Here is a 16,692-nt window from a genome sequence, read left to right on the forward strand (position 1 = left end):
CCATGAACGTTTTCCGGGCCACCCAGCACCCCGGGTGGCCCGCCCACCTCGGGCCGGTGCGGGTTCCGGCCGGGGAGGTGACTCTGCGCCCAGTACGGTTGCGCGACGCGGCGGCGTGGAGCCGGATCAGGTTGCGGGACCAGAACCATCTGGAACCCTGGGAGCCCACCGGCCGCGGGGCCTGGGACGCGCGCAATCACGCTTCGAACTGGCCGCCGCTGTGGTCGAGCCTGAAGGCGGAGGCGCGCCGCGGCGCGATGATCCCACTGGTGATCGAGGTCGACGGTGCGTTCAGCGGGCAGCTGACGGTCGGCAATATCGTGCGCGGCGCGCTGCGTTCGGCGTGGATCGGGTACTGGGTGGCCAAGGATCTCGGCGGGCAGGGGGTCGCGACCGCGGCATTGGCGCTGGGGCTCGATCACTGTTTCGGTCCGGTTGGCCTGCACCGGGTGGAGGCGACCGTGCGGCCGGAGAATCTGGCGAGCCAGGCGGTGCTGCGCAATGTGGGCTTCCGTGAAGAAGGGCTGCTGCGTAGGTATCTCGATGTGGACGGGGCCTGGCGCGATCATCTGCTGGTCGGGATAACGGTGGAGGAGCTGCCCGGCCGGGTGGTCGATCGGCTGGCGCGGGAAGGACGGTTGACGCTGCGGTGACGTGCCGCCGGAAACCGGCCTGCCCGGACCCGGCTTTGGTGGAAATGTGACTCATGTGGCGGAAGTGCACGGCGCGCCTGCCGTGTTGTACCCCTACTCGGAATTAACCTACGGACGTCGGTGGTGCGTCCTGTGCCACCGGTGGAGAGCTCGTACCACGATCTGCGAGACGTACCCGCGGGGTAGGACTCCGGCGTGGGGGCGCACACGGTTCATGGCGGGGGCTCGGACGACGACCAGGCGGGACGGAGGTGCTGACGACGATGCCGAATTCGATCCTGTGGATCGGGCTGGTCGTGCTGTGGGTCTTCGTCCTGTTTCCTATCCTTGCCGACCGGCATCCCAGAATCCGCCGGACAACCGACACAGCCCTGGCGACGCGGGTACTGCATCGTGGAGATTCCAAACGGCGTAAGGGAAGTGGGCATGCCCGCAAGAAGCGGACCACGCGGCCTTACCGAAAGCGTCACCACGCCAATGATGCGGAGGATCCGATGAGCACATCGGCCGAGGAGAACGGTACCGCGGCTGGCGAGGAGCAACCGGACGAGGTCGTCGGCGAGCGGCCCGGGGGCGCCGAGCCGGGATTCGGTGCGGACGGCACCGCGCACGACAGCGAATCCGGCGACGGCTGGGACGACGTGGAGTTCGAACGCGGCGAGGACTGTGACGAGGAGGTCCGTTCGCCCGAGCACGCCGAGGCCAACGTGCCCGCGCGCATTCCCCCGGTGCGGGCGGCGATGCGGCCGCCGGACCCGGAACTCGAATACGACGACGAGGATTTCGTACCGTCCCGCCGCGGGCGCGGTGGTTACGACCCCGAAGCCGACGCGATCGCCCGGGCCGCGCGCTATACCTTCCGGCAGCGCGCCGTGGTCGCGCTCGTACTCGGTGCCGTGCTGTGCGGCGGCCTCGCGGTCGCCGTCGCACCCATTTTCTGGTGGGGTTGCGGTGGTGCCGTGCTGTCCCTGGGTACCTACCTGGGTTATCTGCGCAAACAGGTCCGGATCGAACAGGAGATCCGCCGGCGGCGCAGCGCCCGGCTCACCGGCCGGGGGCAGGAATCGGCCGGACACGGCCCCGCCGACGCCGAGACGGCGTCGCCGCGGGGTGCCCGGCCCGGAATGGACCGGGATACCGCACGCGCGCTGCGTCGCCGGGCCCACCTGCTCGAACCCGACGACGAGGATCCGGCGTTCGAGCATCTGGACGCCTATGACGCGTCCGTCGCCCGGACCGTGCGCAACCGGGCGACCGGCGGTGATATCCGCCGGGCCGCGGGTGCGTGACCAGTAGTGGATCCCGCCGCACGGAAATGCTCGGAGAAATAGAGAAAACGCAGGTCAGCGCCCCGATTCGGATTCTGGTAGCCCTGTTTGCTAGAGTGGCACAGCGCGGTTCACCGAGCCGCACGGGGCTATAGCGCAGTTGGTAGCGCGTCTCGTTCGCATCGAGAAGGTCAGGGGTTCGATTCCCCTTAGCTCCACCACAGGAATTCTTGCATAACTGCCCTCGGCCGGTATCCGGTCGAGGGCAGTTCTCTTTCCGAGCCGAGCGCGGCGAGCGGGTGACGAGACCGGGCCGCTCGGAGTGGCGGTCTGCGTCGGGTCGCAGTGATCGGCTCCGTTTTGTGAGGTCGCGTTCGGTGCCGCGGTGGCCCGTGGGCGGGGGAACCGTCCATTGCATTCGCGGGCAATCGATTCGATGAGAGATGGAGTACCTCATGGTCTCGAATCAGCGAACGCAATAGTGCGTTTTGCCGCCGGTGAGTTATGTCCATCGACTATTGTCATCGACTGAACAAATCTGTCCGATACGCGGTACGACCGAATCGAGAGCCGATCATGTTTGAACAGAGTGTGATGGTGCCGGGCGACGTTCGCACGCGGCCCGTGGTGCCCGTGGCCACCACGGGCCTGCCCACGGCGACCCAGTTGCTGTGCAGCTTCCAGGGGACCCGGTTCGAGGATCACGACGTCCTCCGCACGGCGCGGGCACTGGCCGCCCTGCACGGCCATCGGGTGACGCTGCGAGACGCGCGCACGGTCGCCGAGGTCGACAACCGCCGCCGGGAGCTGGTCGAGGATATCGACGAGTGGGTCGACGCGCGGTCCCCGCAACGTGACGCCGACGTATCGATCCACGCCGAAACGCTGGGGGCAGTGATCGATCGCATGGCCTGGGGGTGGGTGGACGCCAACCAAATGGTCGAGATCGACGGCACACGAGATCACCACGCGCGTAAACGTTGGCACCGGCTGGCCGAAATGATCGACGGCTATACGGAACTGATCACCGAGCTCATCCGGGGCGGGCGGCGGCTGCCCGGCCGGCTGTGACAGCCGCTCACGGTGCCCGGTATCGCGAGCGATCCGCTCGGCTCGGCGGCATCAGCGGTCGAGTACCGCGAGCATTCCCGATACGGCCGCGGGCCAGGTGAACTGCTCGGCCCGCCGCCGGGCCGCGCCGCGCCGCTGCGCGGCCGGGCGGGCCAGGACATCGGTGACCGCGTGCGCGAACGCCGCCGGATCGTCGGCGGCGACCGCGCCGCAGTCGGCGGTGACGATATCGGCCAGCGCCGAGGACCTGCTCGCGACCACCGGGGTACCCGCGGCCAGCGCTTCCAGCGCGGCCAGCCCGAAGGTCTCGTGCGGACCCGGAGCCAGCGAGATATCCGCGGTCGCCAGCAATCTCGCCACATCCGACCGGTCGCTGATGAACCCGGTGAAATGTACCGCGGGCAGGCCGCCCGGCAGGTCCGGCAGCAGCTTGGCCCGGCGTTCGAGCGCGTCCCGGCGCGGGCCGTCACCGGCGACCACCAGACGCGCGCCGAGCCCGTCCCGGCGTAGCTCGGCGAGCGCTTCGATACTGCGATCGGCGCGTTTCTCCACCGACAGCCGGCCGCAGTGCACCAGCAGGGGCTGTCCGGGCACCCCGAGGTCGGCCCGCAAACCGTGGTCGTGGCGGCGCGGGCTGAACAGGTCCAGATCCACACCCAGCGGCACCATCTCGACATTCGGCGCGCCGATACGCCGGAACTCGGCCCGCGCGAATTCGGTGGTGCACACCACCATGTCGTATTCGGCGGCGGTGTGCCGGTTGGCGATATCGGCGCAGCGCCGGGCGATCCGGTCCGGCATGATCTGCCCCAGCAGCCGGTCCAGGCGCTCGTGGGAGATCATCACCCCGGCCACGCCCCGGCGCCGCGCCCAGCGGCCGAATCCGCGCAGGGTCAGCCGGTCGGAGACCTCCAGTACATCGGGCCGCAGGCCGTCGAGGACATCGGCGACCCGGCGCGGGTCGGCGGCCCGGTAACCGCCCGTCCACGGGATCCCGACCGCGGGCAGGGTAATCCGCAATGCCCCGCTCGGCAGTATTTCTTCGGTACGTCGCGGCCCGGGCACGATCAGCACGACCTCGTGGCCGGCGGCCACATAGCCCGCACCGAGATGGTGCAGCGCGGTACGCAGACCCCCCGAGCGCGGGCCGTAGAAATTCGCCAGTTGCACGATGCGCACGTCGCCGATCGTGGCGCGAGCCGGGTTATCACCGGAACCGGGGCGTTGAACTCGTGGTGAAGGCCGCGTGTTATTTGGACCTCGAGTGGCTACGGGGCGGGCATACCGCGGCCCACCCGGGGCAGGTCCAGATTCAGCGGGATCCGTCCGAGGGCCAGATGCTCGCCGACCTCGTCGGCGGGCAGCGGGCGCGCGATGAGGAAACCCTGGGCCCGGTAGCAGCCCAGACCGACCAGGGTGCGGGCCGCGACGGGGGTCTCGACCCCCTCGCCGACCACCCCGAGACCGAACGATCCGGCCAGCCCGATGATCGATTTCACGATGGCCAGGTCGTCGGTACTGGCCCCCAGCCGCTGGACGAAGCCGCGGTCGATCTTCACCGCGTCCACCGGCAGTGCCTTGAGATGGGAGAGCGAAGAATAGCCGGTGCCGAAATCGTCGATGGCGATCTGGACACCCATCCGTTTGAGCCCGCGCAGCGTGACCTGGGTGCGGGCCAGATCCTGGACCACCACGTGTTCGGTGATCTCCAGGCAGATCGAACTCCCGTCGATTCCGTAATGCCGGAGGATGTCCTCGATACGCTCCACGAAATCCAGGCTCACCAGCTGCACCGGCGACACATTGATCCGCATGACCATATTCGTCGCCAGGCCTTGCCGGCGCCATTGCGCGAACTGCGCGCAGGCGGTGCGCAGCACCCAGCGACCCAGCTCACCGGCGAGGTTGGTGGCCTCGGCCACGGTCACGAACGCACCGGGCGGGAGTAGGCCGCGGGTCGGATGCATCCAGCGGACCAGCGCCTCCATGGCCACGATCCGGCCGGTGCGCAGATCCACCTCGGGCTGGTAGTGCAGGATCAGCGATCCGTCGGCCACCGCGCTGCGCAGGTTCAGTTCCACATCGTCCTGGAGTTCGAACTGGGCCCGCATGGCGTCGGTGAACAGGGCCACCCCGTTGCCGCCGCCGGATTTGGCCGACAGCAGCGCGTGGTCGGCGCGCCGCATGATATCGGCGACGGTGGTTTCACCGGGGATACCGACAGCCACCCCGACGCTGGCGCCGCGGCTCACCGACTCGCCGCCCACGGTGACCCGGCGGCTGATCAGTTCCTGGATCCGGGTCGCCTCGTATTCGGCGGCGACGGTGTCCATGGGTTTGGCGGGCACGATCACGAACTCGTCGCCGCCGAGGCGGGCGATCATATCGTTGGGGTCCAGATTGTCCCGTAGCCGCTCGGACAGGGTCCGGATGAACTTGTCCCCGGCGGTGTGGCCGAGGAAATCGTTCAGGGCCTTGAGCCGGTCCAGGTCGAGGAAGAAGGCCGCGACCGGGCCGGGACTCCCCGATTGCAGCCGCTGCTCCATATGTTCCAGCAGTGCGCGGCGGTTGGCCAGACCGGTCAGGTCGTCGTGCAGGGCGATGAAGCGGAGCTTTTCCTCGGCTTCCACCCGGGCCTGCAACTGGGCGAACAGAGTGGCGATGGCTTTGAGCACATTCAACTCCCGGGTACTCCAGTCGCGGTCGCCGACCTTGACGAAACCGAGCAGACCGGTCGACCGGCCCCGGGACACCAGCGGCACCGCCGCGGAGCTGATGTCGCCCAGCCCGGACGCGGAGTGGATGGTCTGCTGGTAGTCGGCGGCGCTGGCCGGGATGAGGAACGGTTCGGTGGCGTGCTCGAGTGATTTGAAAACCGAATCCGCCTGATCGAAATACACGATCTTGAGCGGATCCGGTTCGGGCACGTCCTGGCGTGGCGGCCACTCGGCCACCAGCACCGTGGATCGGTTCGCGGGATCGTTGTGCCGCAGGTAGCTGAAGTCGACGTCGAAATAGTCGATCAGCATGGCCAGCACCTGCTCGGTCGCCGACACCATGGTCGCCGAATCGACGCCCATCAGCTCCGCGGCGACTTCGGTCACCAGCGAGTCGAGTGTCCGCCGAGGCACCTGATCTCCGATCGCACTATCTGCGGCTGTCCGCGCCCGGTGCGGGGCGCCGTCGGCTCCGCACGCTGGCAGCTGCCGCGTAACTCAGGCGTAATACCAGCGCCACGCTGTCCTGTTCCGGCACTTCCAGTAATTCCAGGAAACGACCCTGAAGTGTGGACAGTCTATCCGCGTATGCCGGGGAGAGCGCATCCAGTTCGGTACGGGATCGGGAAAACAGGAAGACGGGGGACATCGGCTGGACGGCCAGACCGGACCGCTGCGCCTGGATCCACAGCCGCTGTACCGCGGCCCCCGCGCGGGCGTAACCGGCCAATGCCCCGGGCTCGGCACCCGGATCGGGAGTGAAGGTCAGGGCGACGACAGCCGAACTCGAGCGCACCCTGTCCCGGGCGTAGTCGCCCAGTGCCGCACCCGCCGACCAGCTGTGCAATTGGGCCATCACATCGGCGCGTCGCCCGATCTGCAGGGCGACCCGCTCATCGGGCGCCAGCTCGAGCGACCGGGTGTCGATACCGTCGGTCAGGTCCTCGCCGGGCCAGCGCATCTCCGCGAACATCTCGCGGTGCAGCAGCGGTGTGAGGTAGCGGATCCGGTCGGATTCGGCCAGGACGGCGGCCAGGGTACGGATCCCCGGCGAATCGGCGACGGCCCGCATCCGCGCGCCTTCGGCCGCCGCGACCGCGGCCAGCCCGGCCAGGACGCCGGCCGGGATCTGCCCGCCGTAGCCGAGCCGGCGGTTGGTCTCCCGGGCGAGCGCATAGGGATAGTCCGCCGCGAGCGCCGGGTCGGTGTCGCCGCCGTGCCGGAGCACCGCGGTGAGCGGGGAGTCCGGTGCGGTGCCTTCGAGGTATTCGTGGGGGCCGAGTACGTCGTAGGCCGCGGCCGCGACCCGGGCGTTGTAGAGGGCGGCGCCCAGCGCCACGGCGCTGCCCCGGTAGCCGATGTCCATGGCGGTGGTGTAGCGGGGCTCGAGCGCGATCCGCAGCTCCTGCGGCGCGGTGTGCAGTGACCACGGCTGGACGTTGCCGCCCGAGGGTGCGCGTTGCGCGCAGACCAGGATGCGGTCGATGGTGGTGCCGGCCGGGTCGTCGGACTCGGGGTCGGCGACATCTTGCTCGGTATCGATATCCGGGTCGGCCAGCGCGTCGAGCGCCTGCTCCACATCGACCCGGGTACGGCCCGACCGCAGCGGCCGGCCCAGCCCGATCCGGCGGATCGCCGTCGCGACACTGGCCGCGCCGAGCACCACGTCACCGCTGAGTTGCGGCCAGCTGTTGAGGGTCTCACCGACCTCCACGAGACTGCCGGCCATCCGGGCCGACAGATCGCGCGCGCCGAGCAGGCCGACGACGTAGGGCGCTTTGTCCCGGGTGGACAGGCCGCGTAGTTGTTCGGCCCCGGTATCGCCGAGTAGACCGTGGAACGGGGCCCGGTCCGGTTCGAGGTCGAAACGTTCGACATCGAGCAGACCGCGGTCACTGGTCTCCATGATCAGCGGCAACCGGCGGCGCCGGGCCGCCTCCCGGATGAGTAGTTTGATGTCCAGGGAATCGCACTCCTCCACAACGATTCCCAGACCGTCGACGAAATCGTCCGCGGTTTCGGCGTCCACGCCGCCGCCGCGCACTTCCACGGGCAGGTACGGATCGAGTTCGGCGATCCGCCGAGCGGTGACGATCGCCTTGTTCACCGCGATATCGAACAGCGTGGCGGGTACCCGGTTGAGGTTGGACAGTTCGAGTTCGTCGAAATCGGCGAGCCGCAGCCCACCGCATACGCCCTCCTGCGCCAGGGTGTAGGCGATGGCGTGACCGACGCTCTGACCCACCACTCCGACCGTCACGGTGCTCAGCCGGTCCTGTTCGGCCCGGGTCAGCTTGTTGCGGTTGCGGTCCAGGCGGATCGCGCGGAAGGTCCGCGGGCCCGGCAGCACGAGCACGCTGCGCCGCCACGGGTAGTAGACCCAGCGGTCGTCGGCCGCGCTCTCCCCGGTGTCCGGGGGATCGTTGAGCCGGCCGAACTCCGCGGCCAGCAGGCCTCGTAGATCGTTGAACTCGGTATGCGGGGTGGCGCGCAGCCCCGCGAGGGCGTGTTCGTCGTCGGGATCGCTCGGGTCCAGGATCAGCGGCCGGTATTCCACCCCGAGATCTGCCTCACCGACCATATGCATGGCATTCCTCCCCGCCGTGCCCGAACAGTCGATGCGACCGCCGCGACCTTGGTTCAGCTAATCCCATAGCGCGAAGTTCACCACGCATCAGCAGATACTGCAAATTGTCAGCAAATACATGGTAGGTCCGGGTATCCCACCAAATGGGCAGGGTCCGATAGCGCTCGTCGGGGTAGGGCACCGGCGGGATCGACCGGGCCACCACCCCGCCGCTGGCGCGGTGCCGTTCGGTGGTGAACGAGGCGACTGTGGCGAAGCCGTATCGGACGTTGAGCAGGCGCGGCGCATGGGCCATGCAGCGCGAGATCGCCGCGGCCAGTTCGTTGCGCCGGGGGGCGTCCCGGGCGACCCACACCGCCCGGGTTTCCACCACTCCGCGGGGAATGCGCCGGGCCATCATCAGACCCAGTTCGGCCGCGCCCGCCCGGCCCGCCCACGGGGCGAGCGAGCCGACCTCGGACACCCAGGTGTAGGGGCCTTGGACGCGGAGTCCGCCGACCACGTCGCCGCGGGCGTCGGTAGCGGCGAAGAACAGGGCCGTCGAGGCCCCGTCGAGTACACCGTCGTAGTCCAGGGCCGATTCGTTGCCGAAGTGGCGGTAGGCTTCCCGTGCTCCCGTGAGGTATCGGCGCCACAGGCCGGGGGAGAGACGCGGGGTGGTTACGCAGAGGGCGTATCCGGAAACGTTGTCGCGAAATCTCACAGTGCGGCCGCGGCTCGGGTCTTCCTGGCCGACTGCGATCGTTTCGACAGTCATGCAGTTCCTACTCTTTCGCCGCACGACGCGAGGGCCGTGCGGGATTTGTTGTCCAGCAGCCCGACCGACGCCCCGGCTCGTCGGCGTGCCCAGTGCAGTATCCGTCATCGGAAGACAATTGACCAGAACTCTGGTTAATCTTCCGGAAACCGGCTCGGTGTGCGATTGTTATCGCAGGTCAACCCGGATGAATCCGGGATGCGCCGTTACCACCAGACCGGTTGGTACCGAGTTGGTTACCGACAGGCAACAACTTGTTCCACGCTGAGGTCAGGGAGTGATGGAGATGAACAGCTCCACCGATTCCGAACCGTGCCAGATCTCGATTTCCTCGCGGTAGGCCCGGGTGATCTCCGCCGACGCGGTCGCGTCGTCGACCTGGGCCCAGACGTCCTCGACCGGATCGTGGTAGTCGCCGTTGGGTACGAACCGGGCGTAGACGCCCCGTGGTACCCGGACCAGTACATCGCCGACCGGGGCCCGGCCCGGGTCGGTGTACTCGAAACACACCAGCGCGTTGTAGGTTCCGGTCGGTGTCCGGACGTACACGGTGTACATGGGCCGTTGTCCGTCGGCCGATCCGGCGGCAGCGTCCAGCCGCTCCCGCACCCGGTCCTTCAAGAACTCGATGATCTCGCTGTTGCTGACCTTGAAACTGGGCCGGACCTTCGGGAAGACGAGTCCGGCGTACACGGATTCGCCGCGCACCACGATCGTGTAGGTCATCGGGCCTCGACCGCCAGATACAGATCGATTTTGTAGGCGTGCGGGTAGAACTCGAAATCACCGGAGAAGGTCCGGTTGATCTGGTGGTGCTCCTCGGCGTAGGCGATCTGTGTCCACAGGCTCGTCATGATCTGCGGGAAGTTACCCACCGAGGAGAATTTCGCATAGGTGCCGCGCGGCAGCCGGGCGACCAGATGCCCGCGGGTGACCTCGTCGAATGAACTGCACCGATATCCCACGATCTGAGTGTTGTAGGTGCCCAGCTCCGTCGAGTAATCCGTGTACGCCGTAGCGAGAGGGCCGCCCAGCTCGTGATGTAGTACCGATGCCCAGGCGCCTTCGAGGTCGCGGTCGTACAACTCACCGAGCGCACGCTTGGGGCTGCGTACCGGGAGTCCGGCCACCCACGTCTCGTCCCGCTCGACGAATTCAAACTGCATGGAACGACTCTTTCGAGATGTGTCCTGGTCGGCAAGCCGACCGAATGGTCGGCTGGATCCGCCATGCTATCAACCGACGGCGATACCGGCCGGTTGCCCGCGCCCGGCGCCGCCGCCCGGGTGCGCGAGCGCGGCGCGGCGGGATCGGCCGAGTTCCTACGGTCCGATACGGAACCCATTATCATGGGACGAAATCTTTCCGGAAGCCACAGCCGGGCAATTCGGGAGTAATCGGGTTTATGGCCCAATTCCGCTCACTATGACTTGAATTCGGCATTTTACTCCTGTTCTCGGGGCTGGGAATTTTTTCAGGTATTGTTTCGTAATTCACCGCGGTGGGCCCGATCCGCCACTGCCAGTTCAGCTGAATTTCATTCGGCGTCGATACCAATGCCAGCATGATCGGCAGACCAGACCGGCGGGCCGTGCCCGCATTCGGCGAGCGCGCGAAACGCGCAACCCAGTAGCCGGATCTACGGCCATGCGCCTGTGGGGTGAGCCCGGAAGCAGTGCACCGCGGACAGCGGCGAGATGGGGGCGCCGCCTCCTCTGGTGCCTCGCCGGCCTCTTCGTGCTGACCGTACTGCCGGGGGCGCTCGGGGCGGTGGCCGTGGCGCAGGACGGCACCACCGGATCGAGCCGGATGGACGGGGTGGCCTGGATGAACGTCCGGGACTCCTTCGGTGTGGCACTCGCCGATTACACCTACATCAGTGACAACGGCGGGTTGCTCGACCCGGGCGGCACGATCGTGTGGACCATCGTCGGCCTGGAATTCGTCGGCTACATGATCATCGTGACCACCGCGATCTGGTTCATCGGCTTCGCGCTGAGCTTCGCCTGGCTGGATTTCTTCGCCGACGCGCTGCGCGGTACCGCCGGCGCGCTGGCCGGCCAGCTCGCCACGCCCGCCGTCCTGATCACCGCGGCCTCGATCGGCGCCTTCTTCGTGGCCTGGTTCATCGTGCGAGGTTTCCAGGCCCGCGCGGTGATCCAGACGGTGACGATGCTGGCCGTGGCGGTGCTGGGCCCGCTCTTTCTGGCCGACCCGCTGGCGGCCGCACTGAGCTCCGACGGGGTACTCGCCCAGGGCCGCGACGTCGGTTTGGCGGTCGCGTCGGGATTGAACGGGTCCACGAACCGGAACCCGGATCTGGCGGTGAGCACACTGCAGGGCGATATGGCGGACAATTTCGCGCGCCATCCGGTGCAGGTGTGGAACTTCGGCCATATCGTGGACAACCGGTCCGCGTGTGCCGCGGCGTGGTCTTCGGGAGTGACCACGGGGGACCCCGACCGCACCCAGCGCGCGCTGACAGCCTGCGGGGACACCGCGGCGGCCGCGGCCGCCGCCCACCCGAGCATGGGGCAGATCGGCACCGGTCTGTTGCTGTTGGTCTCGGCAGCCGTACTGCTGTTGTTCGCGGTGGTCCTGTCCTATCGGCTGATGCGGGCCGCGCTGGACGCGATCATGCAGGGATTCATGGCGACCTTCGGATTCGCCGCGGGCGGTTTCGTCTTCGGGCCCACTCAGACCTTTCTGGTGCGCAACCTGGTGAACACGGGTATCGCCGCGGCCCGGATGTGCGCCTACACCGTCTTCATCGGGGTGTACCTGCTGTTCCTCGGCAACCTGTTCCAGCAGGCGCGCGGCCAGGTGCTCGCGGTCATCGTCATCGCGGCGGTCGTGGAAGCCGTCGCGATCCTGCAGCTCGGCCGGCTGGCCAAGGGGTTGACCCGCGGTTCGGACTGGATGGCCAACCGGTTCTCGCTCACGATCCAGGGCGCGCGCGGCGGGTCGGGCGGTACCGCGCTCGGTATGGGCGGCGGCGGGAAGAGTTCCGGGGGCGGTTCGGGTGCCGGCGCGATCGCGAGCTTCGCCGCATTGAACACTGTCAACTCCTCGCCGCTCACTGCCTGGCTCGTGGGGCGCACGGTCAACCCGCTCAGCCCGTTGGCATTCGGCAAGATGCGCAGTGACCGGGTGAACGCGGCCACGGCGGCGAGCCGGTTGGAACGGCACGCATGGGCGTCGATGGCCAGGCAGAACTGGCGATTGCTGGCGCGGCGGGAAGCCGACGCGTGGGGCGGAATCCACACCGAGCTCGGACTCGCGCGCGCTATCAAGTATCTCGACAACAACCGGGTGCCCTATCAGCACATGGTGGCTGTGCTACTGGACGCCGGGTCCACCCACAGCAGTGTGAACCATGCGCTGCGCGCCCGGTCGGTCCGGAACGAGACCCGATCGCGCAATCCGTACGGCTTCGGCCCTTTGCAGAAGGCCGTCGCCTCCGGCAATGCGGTGGTGAACCACGCCGGAACCGACGCGCAGGCGGCCTTCGCGGCGCAGGCGGTGGCCGATGCCGACAGCCTGGCCCGGCATACTCTGGCGCCGGACCCCGCTGCACAGCTCGACCGCGAATTCATCGCACGGGTCGAGCAGCACTGGGATTCCGACCGCGCCCTGCGGGCCAATATCAGTCCCCAAGAATGGAACTCGGTCGGCCGCGCCACTCGAACCGCCATCGCCGATCGGCTGGCCACCGATCACTTCACGATCGCGAGGGCGTTCAGCGATCACCCGACCCACACGAATCGGCAAGCGCTCATGGCGTCGGTCAAGCGACTCGCCAACCTCGACCACACGATTCCCGAGTTCGGCCTGGACCCCTGGGACGTGTGACAAGGGGGCGCGGCCCGGGCGCAGGCCTCATGCCTGCTGCCCGCTGTAGTCATCTGCCCCGGGCGCTGTAGTCATCGCGGTCGGCGCAGTGCGGTCGCCGGCCGATCACCGGTCAGGTCGACCACCTCGGCGCCGCCGCGGTCGCTGAGGTGGATGCCGGCGACGAACAGGTCCGAGCCGCGGCTGTGCGCGCTGCGCCCGAACAGGTAGTGCTGCGCGGCGGCGGTGGAGGCGAGGGTGAACTGTTTCCACCGTGCCCGCCCGGCCCGGGGTCGGTAGGCTGCTGCCGACAGCGCAGTCGGACGATCGGGAGTAGCAGCATGGGGCGGGTCGACCGCAGGAAATCGGTGCAGGACGCGAAAACGCTGATCACCGGCGCGGCCAGCGGTATCGGCCGGGCGACCGCGCTGGCGTCGGCGGCCCGCGGGGCGCAGTTGGTGCTGACCGATATCGATGCCGACGGGCTGGCCGATACCGTCGCCGAGATCGAACGGGCCGGCGGCACCGTGCTCATCGCCGAGGCGTTCGATATCTCGAACCACGACGCCGTGGCCGGGTTCGCGGCGACCGTGCACGAGCGGTTCGGCAGCCTCGATGTGGTGATGAACGTGGCCGGGACCTCGGTCTGGGGCACGGTCGACAGTCTCGAGATCCAGCACTGGCGGCGGATGATCGATATCAATCTACTGGGCCCGATCAATGTGATCGAGCGGTTCGTGCCGCCGATGGTGCGTGCCGGTCAGGGCGGTGCGCTGGTGAACGTCTCGTCGGCGGCCGGTCTGCTGGCGCTGCCGTGGCACGCCGCCTACAGCGCCAGCAAGTACGGGCTACGCGGATTGTCGGAGGTGTTGCGCTTCGAACTGGCCGAGCACGGTATCTCGGTGCACGTGGTGACCCCGGGTGCGGTCGCCACGCCGCTGGTGCGCTCGTTCGACCTGGTCGGCGTGGACAAGGAGCATCCGCGGGTGCAGCGGGTCACCTCGCTGTTCACCCGGCACGCGGTGGCACCGGAGAAGGTCGCCGAGGTGATCCTGAAGGGCATCGAACGCAACCGGTTCCTGGTGTACAGCTCGTTCGATATCCGGTTCGGATACTGGTGGAAGCGGAAGTTCGCCCTCCCCTACGAATTGCTGATGCGGCAGGCCAACCTGCAGTTCAGCACGCTGAAGCAGTCGGTGAATCGGGATCGGCCAGCGGGAAACACAACGAGTCCGGACTCTCCGGCACCGCGCTGAGCGCGTCGTCGCAGCCGTACTCCGGGCAGTTCAGGTGCACGTCCAGGACGCGCGCGCCCGGGCCCTCGGCGCCGAGCCGGTCGTTCTCGTTCACGAGTTTGCAGCTACCCAGGGACAGGCAGCCGCAGCCGATGCACCCGGTCAGGTTGTCGCGCAGCCGGACCAGCTGGGTTATCCGGTCGTCCAAATCCTCGCGCCAGGCCGTGGACAGCGTCTCCCAGTCGCGCCGGGTGGGTGTGCGACCTTCCGGCAAACGGTCCAGGGCGGCCCGAATATCGCTCAGTGGGATGCCGACCCGTTGCGAGATCCGGATGAACGCCACCCGGCGCAGCGTCTCGCGGGTGTAGCGCCGCTGATTTCCGCTGGTCCGGCGGCTGGAGATGAGGCCTTCGCGTTCGTAGAAATGCAACGCGGACACGGCTACTCCGCTACGCTCGGAAAGCTGGCCGGGGGTCAGCTCTTTGATGGTCCAATCCGCTGTCGGCATCGATCCTCCTCCTTGATCTGAACAATACTTCAGGTTGCTGGAGGCGGGGGCGGAATCGGGGCAACTGCCCCGCGAACAGGTGGGCGACGCCGTGCCCACACCACGTTCGCGCACTAGTGTCGGGACATGGGACCAGATGCCGTACCGGATCCGACATCCGCCCGCGACCACCGGCCTCCCCCCGCCGGCTACGGGGTGACCAGCGAAGTCGGCGCGTTGCGCGCGGTACTGCTGCACCGCCCCGGTGACGAGTTGCGCCGCCTCACCCCGCGCAACAACGACCAGCTGCTCTTCGACGGAATCCCCTGGGTGGAACGCGCGCAACAGGAACACGACATCTTCGCCCAAGTGCTGCGCGACCGCGGAGTCGAGGTCGCGCTACTGGCCGATGTGCTCACCGAAACGCTCGAGGTGAGCGGCGCAGCCCGTATCCAGGGCATCTCCGCCGCCGTGCACGCCCGCCGTCTCGGGCACGCCCTCGCCGACGATCTGGCCGGCCACCTGCGCGCGGTCCCGGCCGCCGACCTGGCCCGAATCCTCATGGCCGGGATGACCTTCGACGAACTGCCCTTCGCCGCCGACAACACCTCGCTGGTCCGCCGGATGCACCACGGCGGTGATTTCGTCATCGACCCGCTGCCGAACCTGCTGTTCACCCGGGACTCCTCGTTCTGGGTCGGCCCCAAGGTCGCCATCACCGCCCTGGCCCTTCCGGCCCGCGCCCGGGAAACCTCCCTCACCGACCTGATCTACGCCTTCCATCCGCGGTTTCTCGGCGTACGCCGAGCCTACGAATCGCATACCGCGCCCATCGAAGGCGGCGATGTGCTGCTGCTGGCGCCCGGAGTGGTGGCGGTCGGCGTGGGCGAACGAACCTCACCGGCCGGCGCGGAAGCGCTGGCGCGGAGCCTGTTCGACGACCGGCTGGCGCATACGGTGCTGGTGGTGCCGATCGCGCAGAATCGCGCCACCATGCACCTGGACACCGTGTGCACGATGGTCGACACCGACGCCGTGGTGATGTATCCGGGAGTCCGCGAAACCCTCACCGCCTACACGATCAATCGCGACGGCACCTCCGACGACTGTGTCGTCACCGGCCCCGAACCCTTCCTGCCCGCCGCGGCGGCAGCCATGGGTATCGACAAACTCCGCGTGATCGACACCGGGCTCGACGGGGTCACTGCCGAACGCGAGCAGTGGGACGACGGGAACAACACCCTCGCACTGCGGCCGGGCGTCGTCGTCGCCTACGAACGCAACGAAATGACCAATGCGCGGCTGGAGGATTCCGGTATCGAAGTGCTACGCATTCCCGGCTCGGAACTGGGTTCGGGGCGCGGTGGGCCGCGCTGTCTGTCCTGCCCGCTTGCCCGGGATCCGGTATGAAACCCGACCGGATGCGGTAAGAACGAGCCATGCTCGAGATCACGGTGTCCCACGATTCGGGCGTCCCGCCGTACGAACAATTGCGGCTCGCCGTCATCGCCCGGGTCCGCGCGGGTGAACTGGCCGCGGGCACCAAAATCCCGACGGTGCGGGCCCTGGCCGCCCAACTGGGCCTGGCGCCCAACACGGTGGCCCGCGCCTACCGTGAACTGGAGCAGGACGGAGTACTGGAAACCCGCGGCCGGCTGGGCTCGTTCATCGCCTCCTCCGGCGACCCTACCGCCGACGCGGCGGGGCGGGCGGCCTCGGAGTACGTGGCGGCCATCCGGCGGCTGGGGTTGGACGGGGACGCGGCGATCCACTACGTCGAGGTCGCGCTCGGCGTGTGAGGTGGGCTGCTCGTGAGGGCGAGTATGTGGGCTGCTCGTGAGGGCGAGTATGTGGGCTGGTTGTGAAGCGAGTATGTGGGTTTGGTCGTGAAGCGAGTATGTGGGCTCGGTTGTGAGGGCGAGTAGGTGGGTTTGGTCGTGCAGGCGACCGTGGGCTTGCTCGTGAAGGTGCTGTGTTTTTCGGCGCCGCCTGCGGCGTCGCGGGGTTGCGGCCCCCTTGGTCTCGCCGTTTCGGCCTCGAGCCGCGCACACGCGCGGTCGTCTCACACGTCGGTCAGCCGGCGTGC

14 protein-coding genes and 1 tRNA gene are annotated in these 16,692 nt (G+C 68.2%); 8 read left to right on the forward strand and 7 right to left on the reverse strand.

The window, feature by feature from the left end; translation table 11 throughout:
- The first annotated feature begins 2 nt into the window (after positions 1-2).
- From AB0H42_RS25720 to AB0H42_RS25735, 4 genes are all read left to right on the forward strand, one after another.
- Complete coding sequence (locus AB0H42_RS25720; RefSeq protein ID WP_357060227.1) at positions 3-653, forward strand: GNAT family protein; 651 nt, start codon at positions 3-5, stop codon at positions 651-653.
- A 263-nt stretch (positions 654-916) separates the two neighbouring features.
- Positions 917-1,942, forward strand: coding sequence for a gephyrin-like molybdotransferase receptor GlpR (gene glpR, locus AB0H42_RS25725; RefSeq protein WP_357060230.1), 1,026 nt, complete (start codon positions 917-919; stop codon positions 1,940-1,942).
- Positions 1,943-2,066: 124 nt separating this feature from the next.
- Positions 2,067-2,142, forward strand: a tRNA-Ala gene (locus tag AB0H42_RS25730).
- Between the two features lie 355 nt (positions 2,143-2,497).
- Positions 2,498-2,992 carry a DUF4254 domain-containing protein gene (locus AB0H42_RS25735; RefSeq protein ID WP_357060233.1) on the forward strand — a complete coding sequence of 165 codons (495 nt, stop codon included), beginning with the start codon at positions 2,498-2,500 and terminating at the stop codon, positions 2,990-2,992.
- Positions 2,993-3,043: 51 nt separating this feature from the next.
- On the opposite strand, the gene AB0H42_RS25740 is transcribed toward AB0H42_RS25735, so the two are convergent.
- The 6 genes from AB0H42_RS25740 to AB0H42_RS25765 form a co-directional block, all read right to left on the reverse strand.
- On the reverse strand, positions 3,044-4,171 hold the full coding sequence (locus AB0H42_RS25740) for a glycosyltransferase (RefSeq protein WP_357060235.1): 1,128 nt from the start codon (positions 4,169-4,171) through the stop codon (positions 3,044-3,046).
- An 89-nt stretch (positions 4,172-4,260) separates the two neighbouring features.
- Entirely contained in the window at positions 4,261-6,123 is a 1,863-nt protein-coding gene (locus AB0H42_RS25745) for a bifunctional diguanylate cyclase/phosphodiesterase (RefSeq protein ID WP_357060238.1), read from the reverse strand.
- A 16-nt stretch (positions 6,124-6,139) separates the two neighbouring features.
- Positions 6,140-8,290: an Rv1355c family protein gene (locus AB0H42_RS25750; RefSeq protein WP_357060241.1), complete on the reverse strand. Its 2,151-nt coding sequence runs from the start codon at positions 8,288-8,290 to the stop codon at positions 6,140-6,142.
- On the reverse strand, positions 8,280-9,053 hold the full coding sequence (locus AB0H42_RS25755) for a hypothetical protein (protein WP_357060244.1): 774 nt from the start codon (positions 9,051-9,053) through the stop codon (positions 8,280-8,282). Before AB0H42_RS25755 ends, AB0H42_RS25750 begins: the two co-directional genes overlap by 11 nt.
- A 270-nt stretch (positions 9,054-9,323) precedes the next feature.
- On the reverse strand, positions 9,324-9,779 hold the full coding sequence (locus AB0H42_RS25760; protein ID WP_357060247.1) for a GyrI-like domain-containing protein: 456 nt from the start codon (positions 9,777-9,779) through the stop codon (positions 9,324-9,326).
- Positions 9,776-10,219: a GyrI-like domain-containing protein gene (locus AB0H42_RS25765; RefSeq protein ID WP_030522317.1), complete on the reverse strand. Its 444-nt coding sequence runs from the start codon at positions 10,217-10,219 to the stop codon at positions 9,776-9,778. Before AB0H42_RS25765 ends, AB0H42_RS25760 begins: the two co-directional genes overlap by 4 nt.
- A 571-nt stretch (positions 10,220-10,790) precedes the next feature.
- On the opposite strand from AB0H42_RS25765, the gene AB0H42_RS25770 reads away from it, so the two are divergent.
- Together AB0H42_RS25770 and AB0H42_RS25775 are read left to right on the forward strand one after the other, a co-directional pair.
- Complete coding sequence (locus AB0H42_RS25770; protein WP_357060249.1) at positions 10,791-12,905, forward strand: hypothetical protein; 2,115 nt, start codon at positions 10,791-10,793, stop codon at positions 12,903-12,905.
- Between the two features lie 320 nt (positions 12,906-13,225).
- Complete coding sequence (locus AB0H42_RS25775) at positions 13,226-14,140, forward strand: SDR family oxidoreductase (RefSeq protein WP_357060251.1); 915 nt, start codon at positions 13,226-13,228, stop codon at positions 14,138-14,140.
- Here AB0H42_RS25775 and soxR read toward each other — a convergent pair.
- Positions 14,061-14,627, reverse strand: a complete 567-nt coding sequence (gene soxR / locus AB0H42_RS25780) for a redox-sensitive transcriptional activator SoxR (protein ID WP_357060254.1) — start codon at positions 14,625-14,627, stop codon at positions 14,061-14,063. The genes AB0H42_RS25775 and soxR overlap by 80 nt on opposite strands.
- 126 nt (positions 14,628-14,753) lie before the next feature.
- On the opposite strand from soxR, the gene arcA reads away from it, so the two are divergent.
- Positions 14,754-16,016, forward strand: coding sequence for an arginine deiminase (gene arcA, locus AB0H42_RS25785; protein ID WP_357060257.1), 1,263 nt, complete (start codon positions 14,754-14,756; stop codon positions 16,014-16,016).
- Positions 16,017-16,045: 29 nt separating this feature from the next.
- Positions 16,046-16,405, forward strand: coding sequence for a GntR family transcriptional regulator (locus tag AB0H42_RS25790; protein ID WP_357060259.1), 360 nt, complete (start codon positions 16,046-16,048; stop codon positions 16,403-16,405).
- Positions 16,406-16,692 lie beyond the last annotated feature (287 nt).

The sequence above is a fragment of the Nocardia sp. NPDC050799 genome (assembly GCF_040654015.1).
Lineage (GTDB): Bacteria > Actinomycetota > Actinomycetes > Mycobacteriales > Mycobacteriaceae > Nocardia.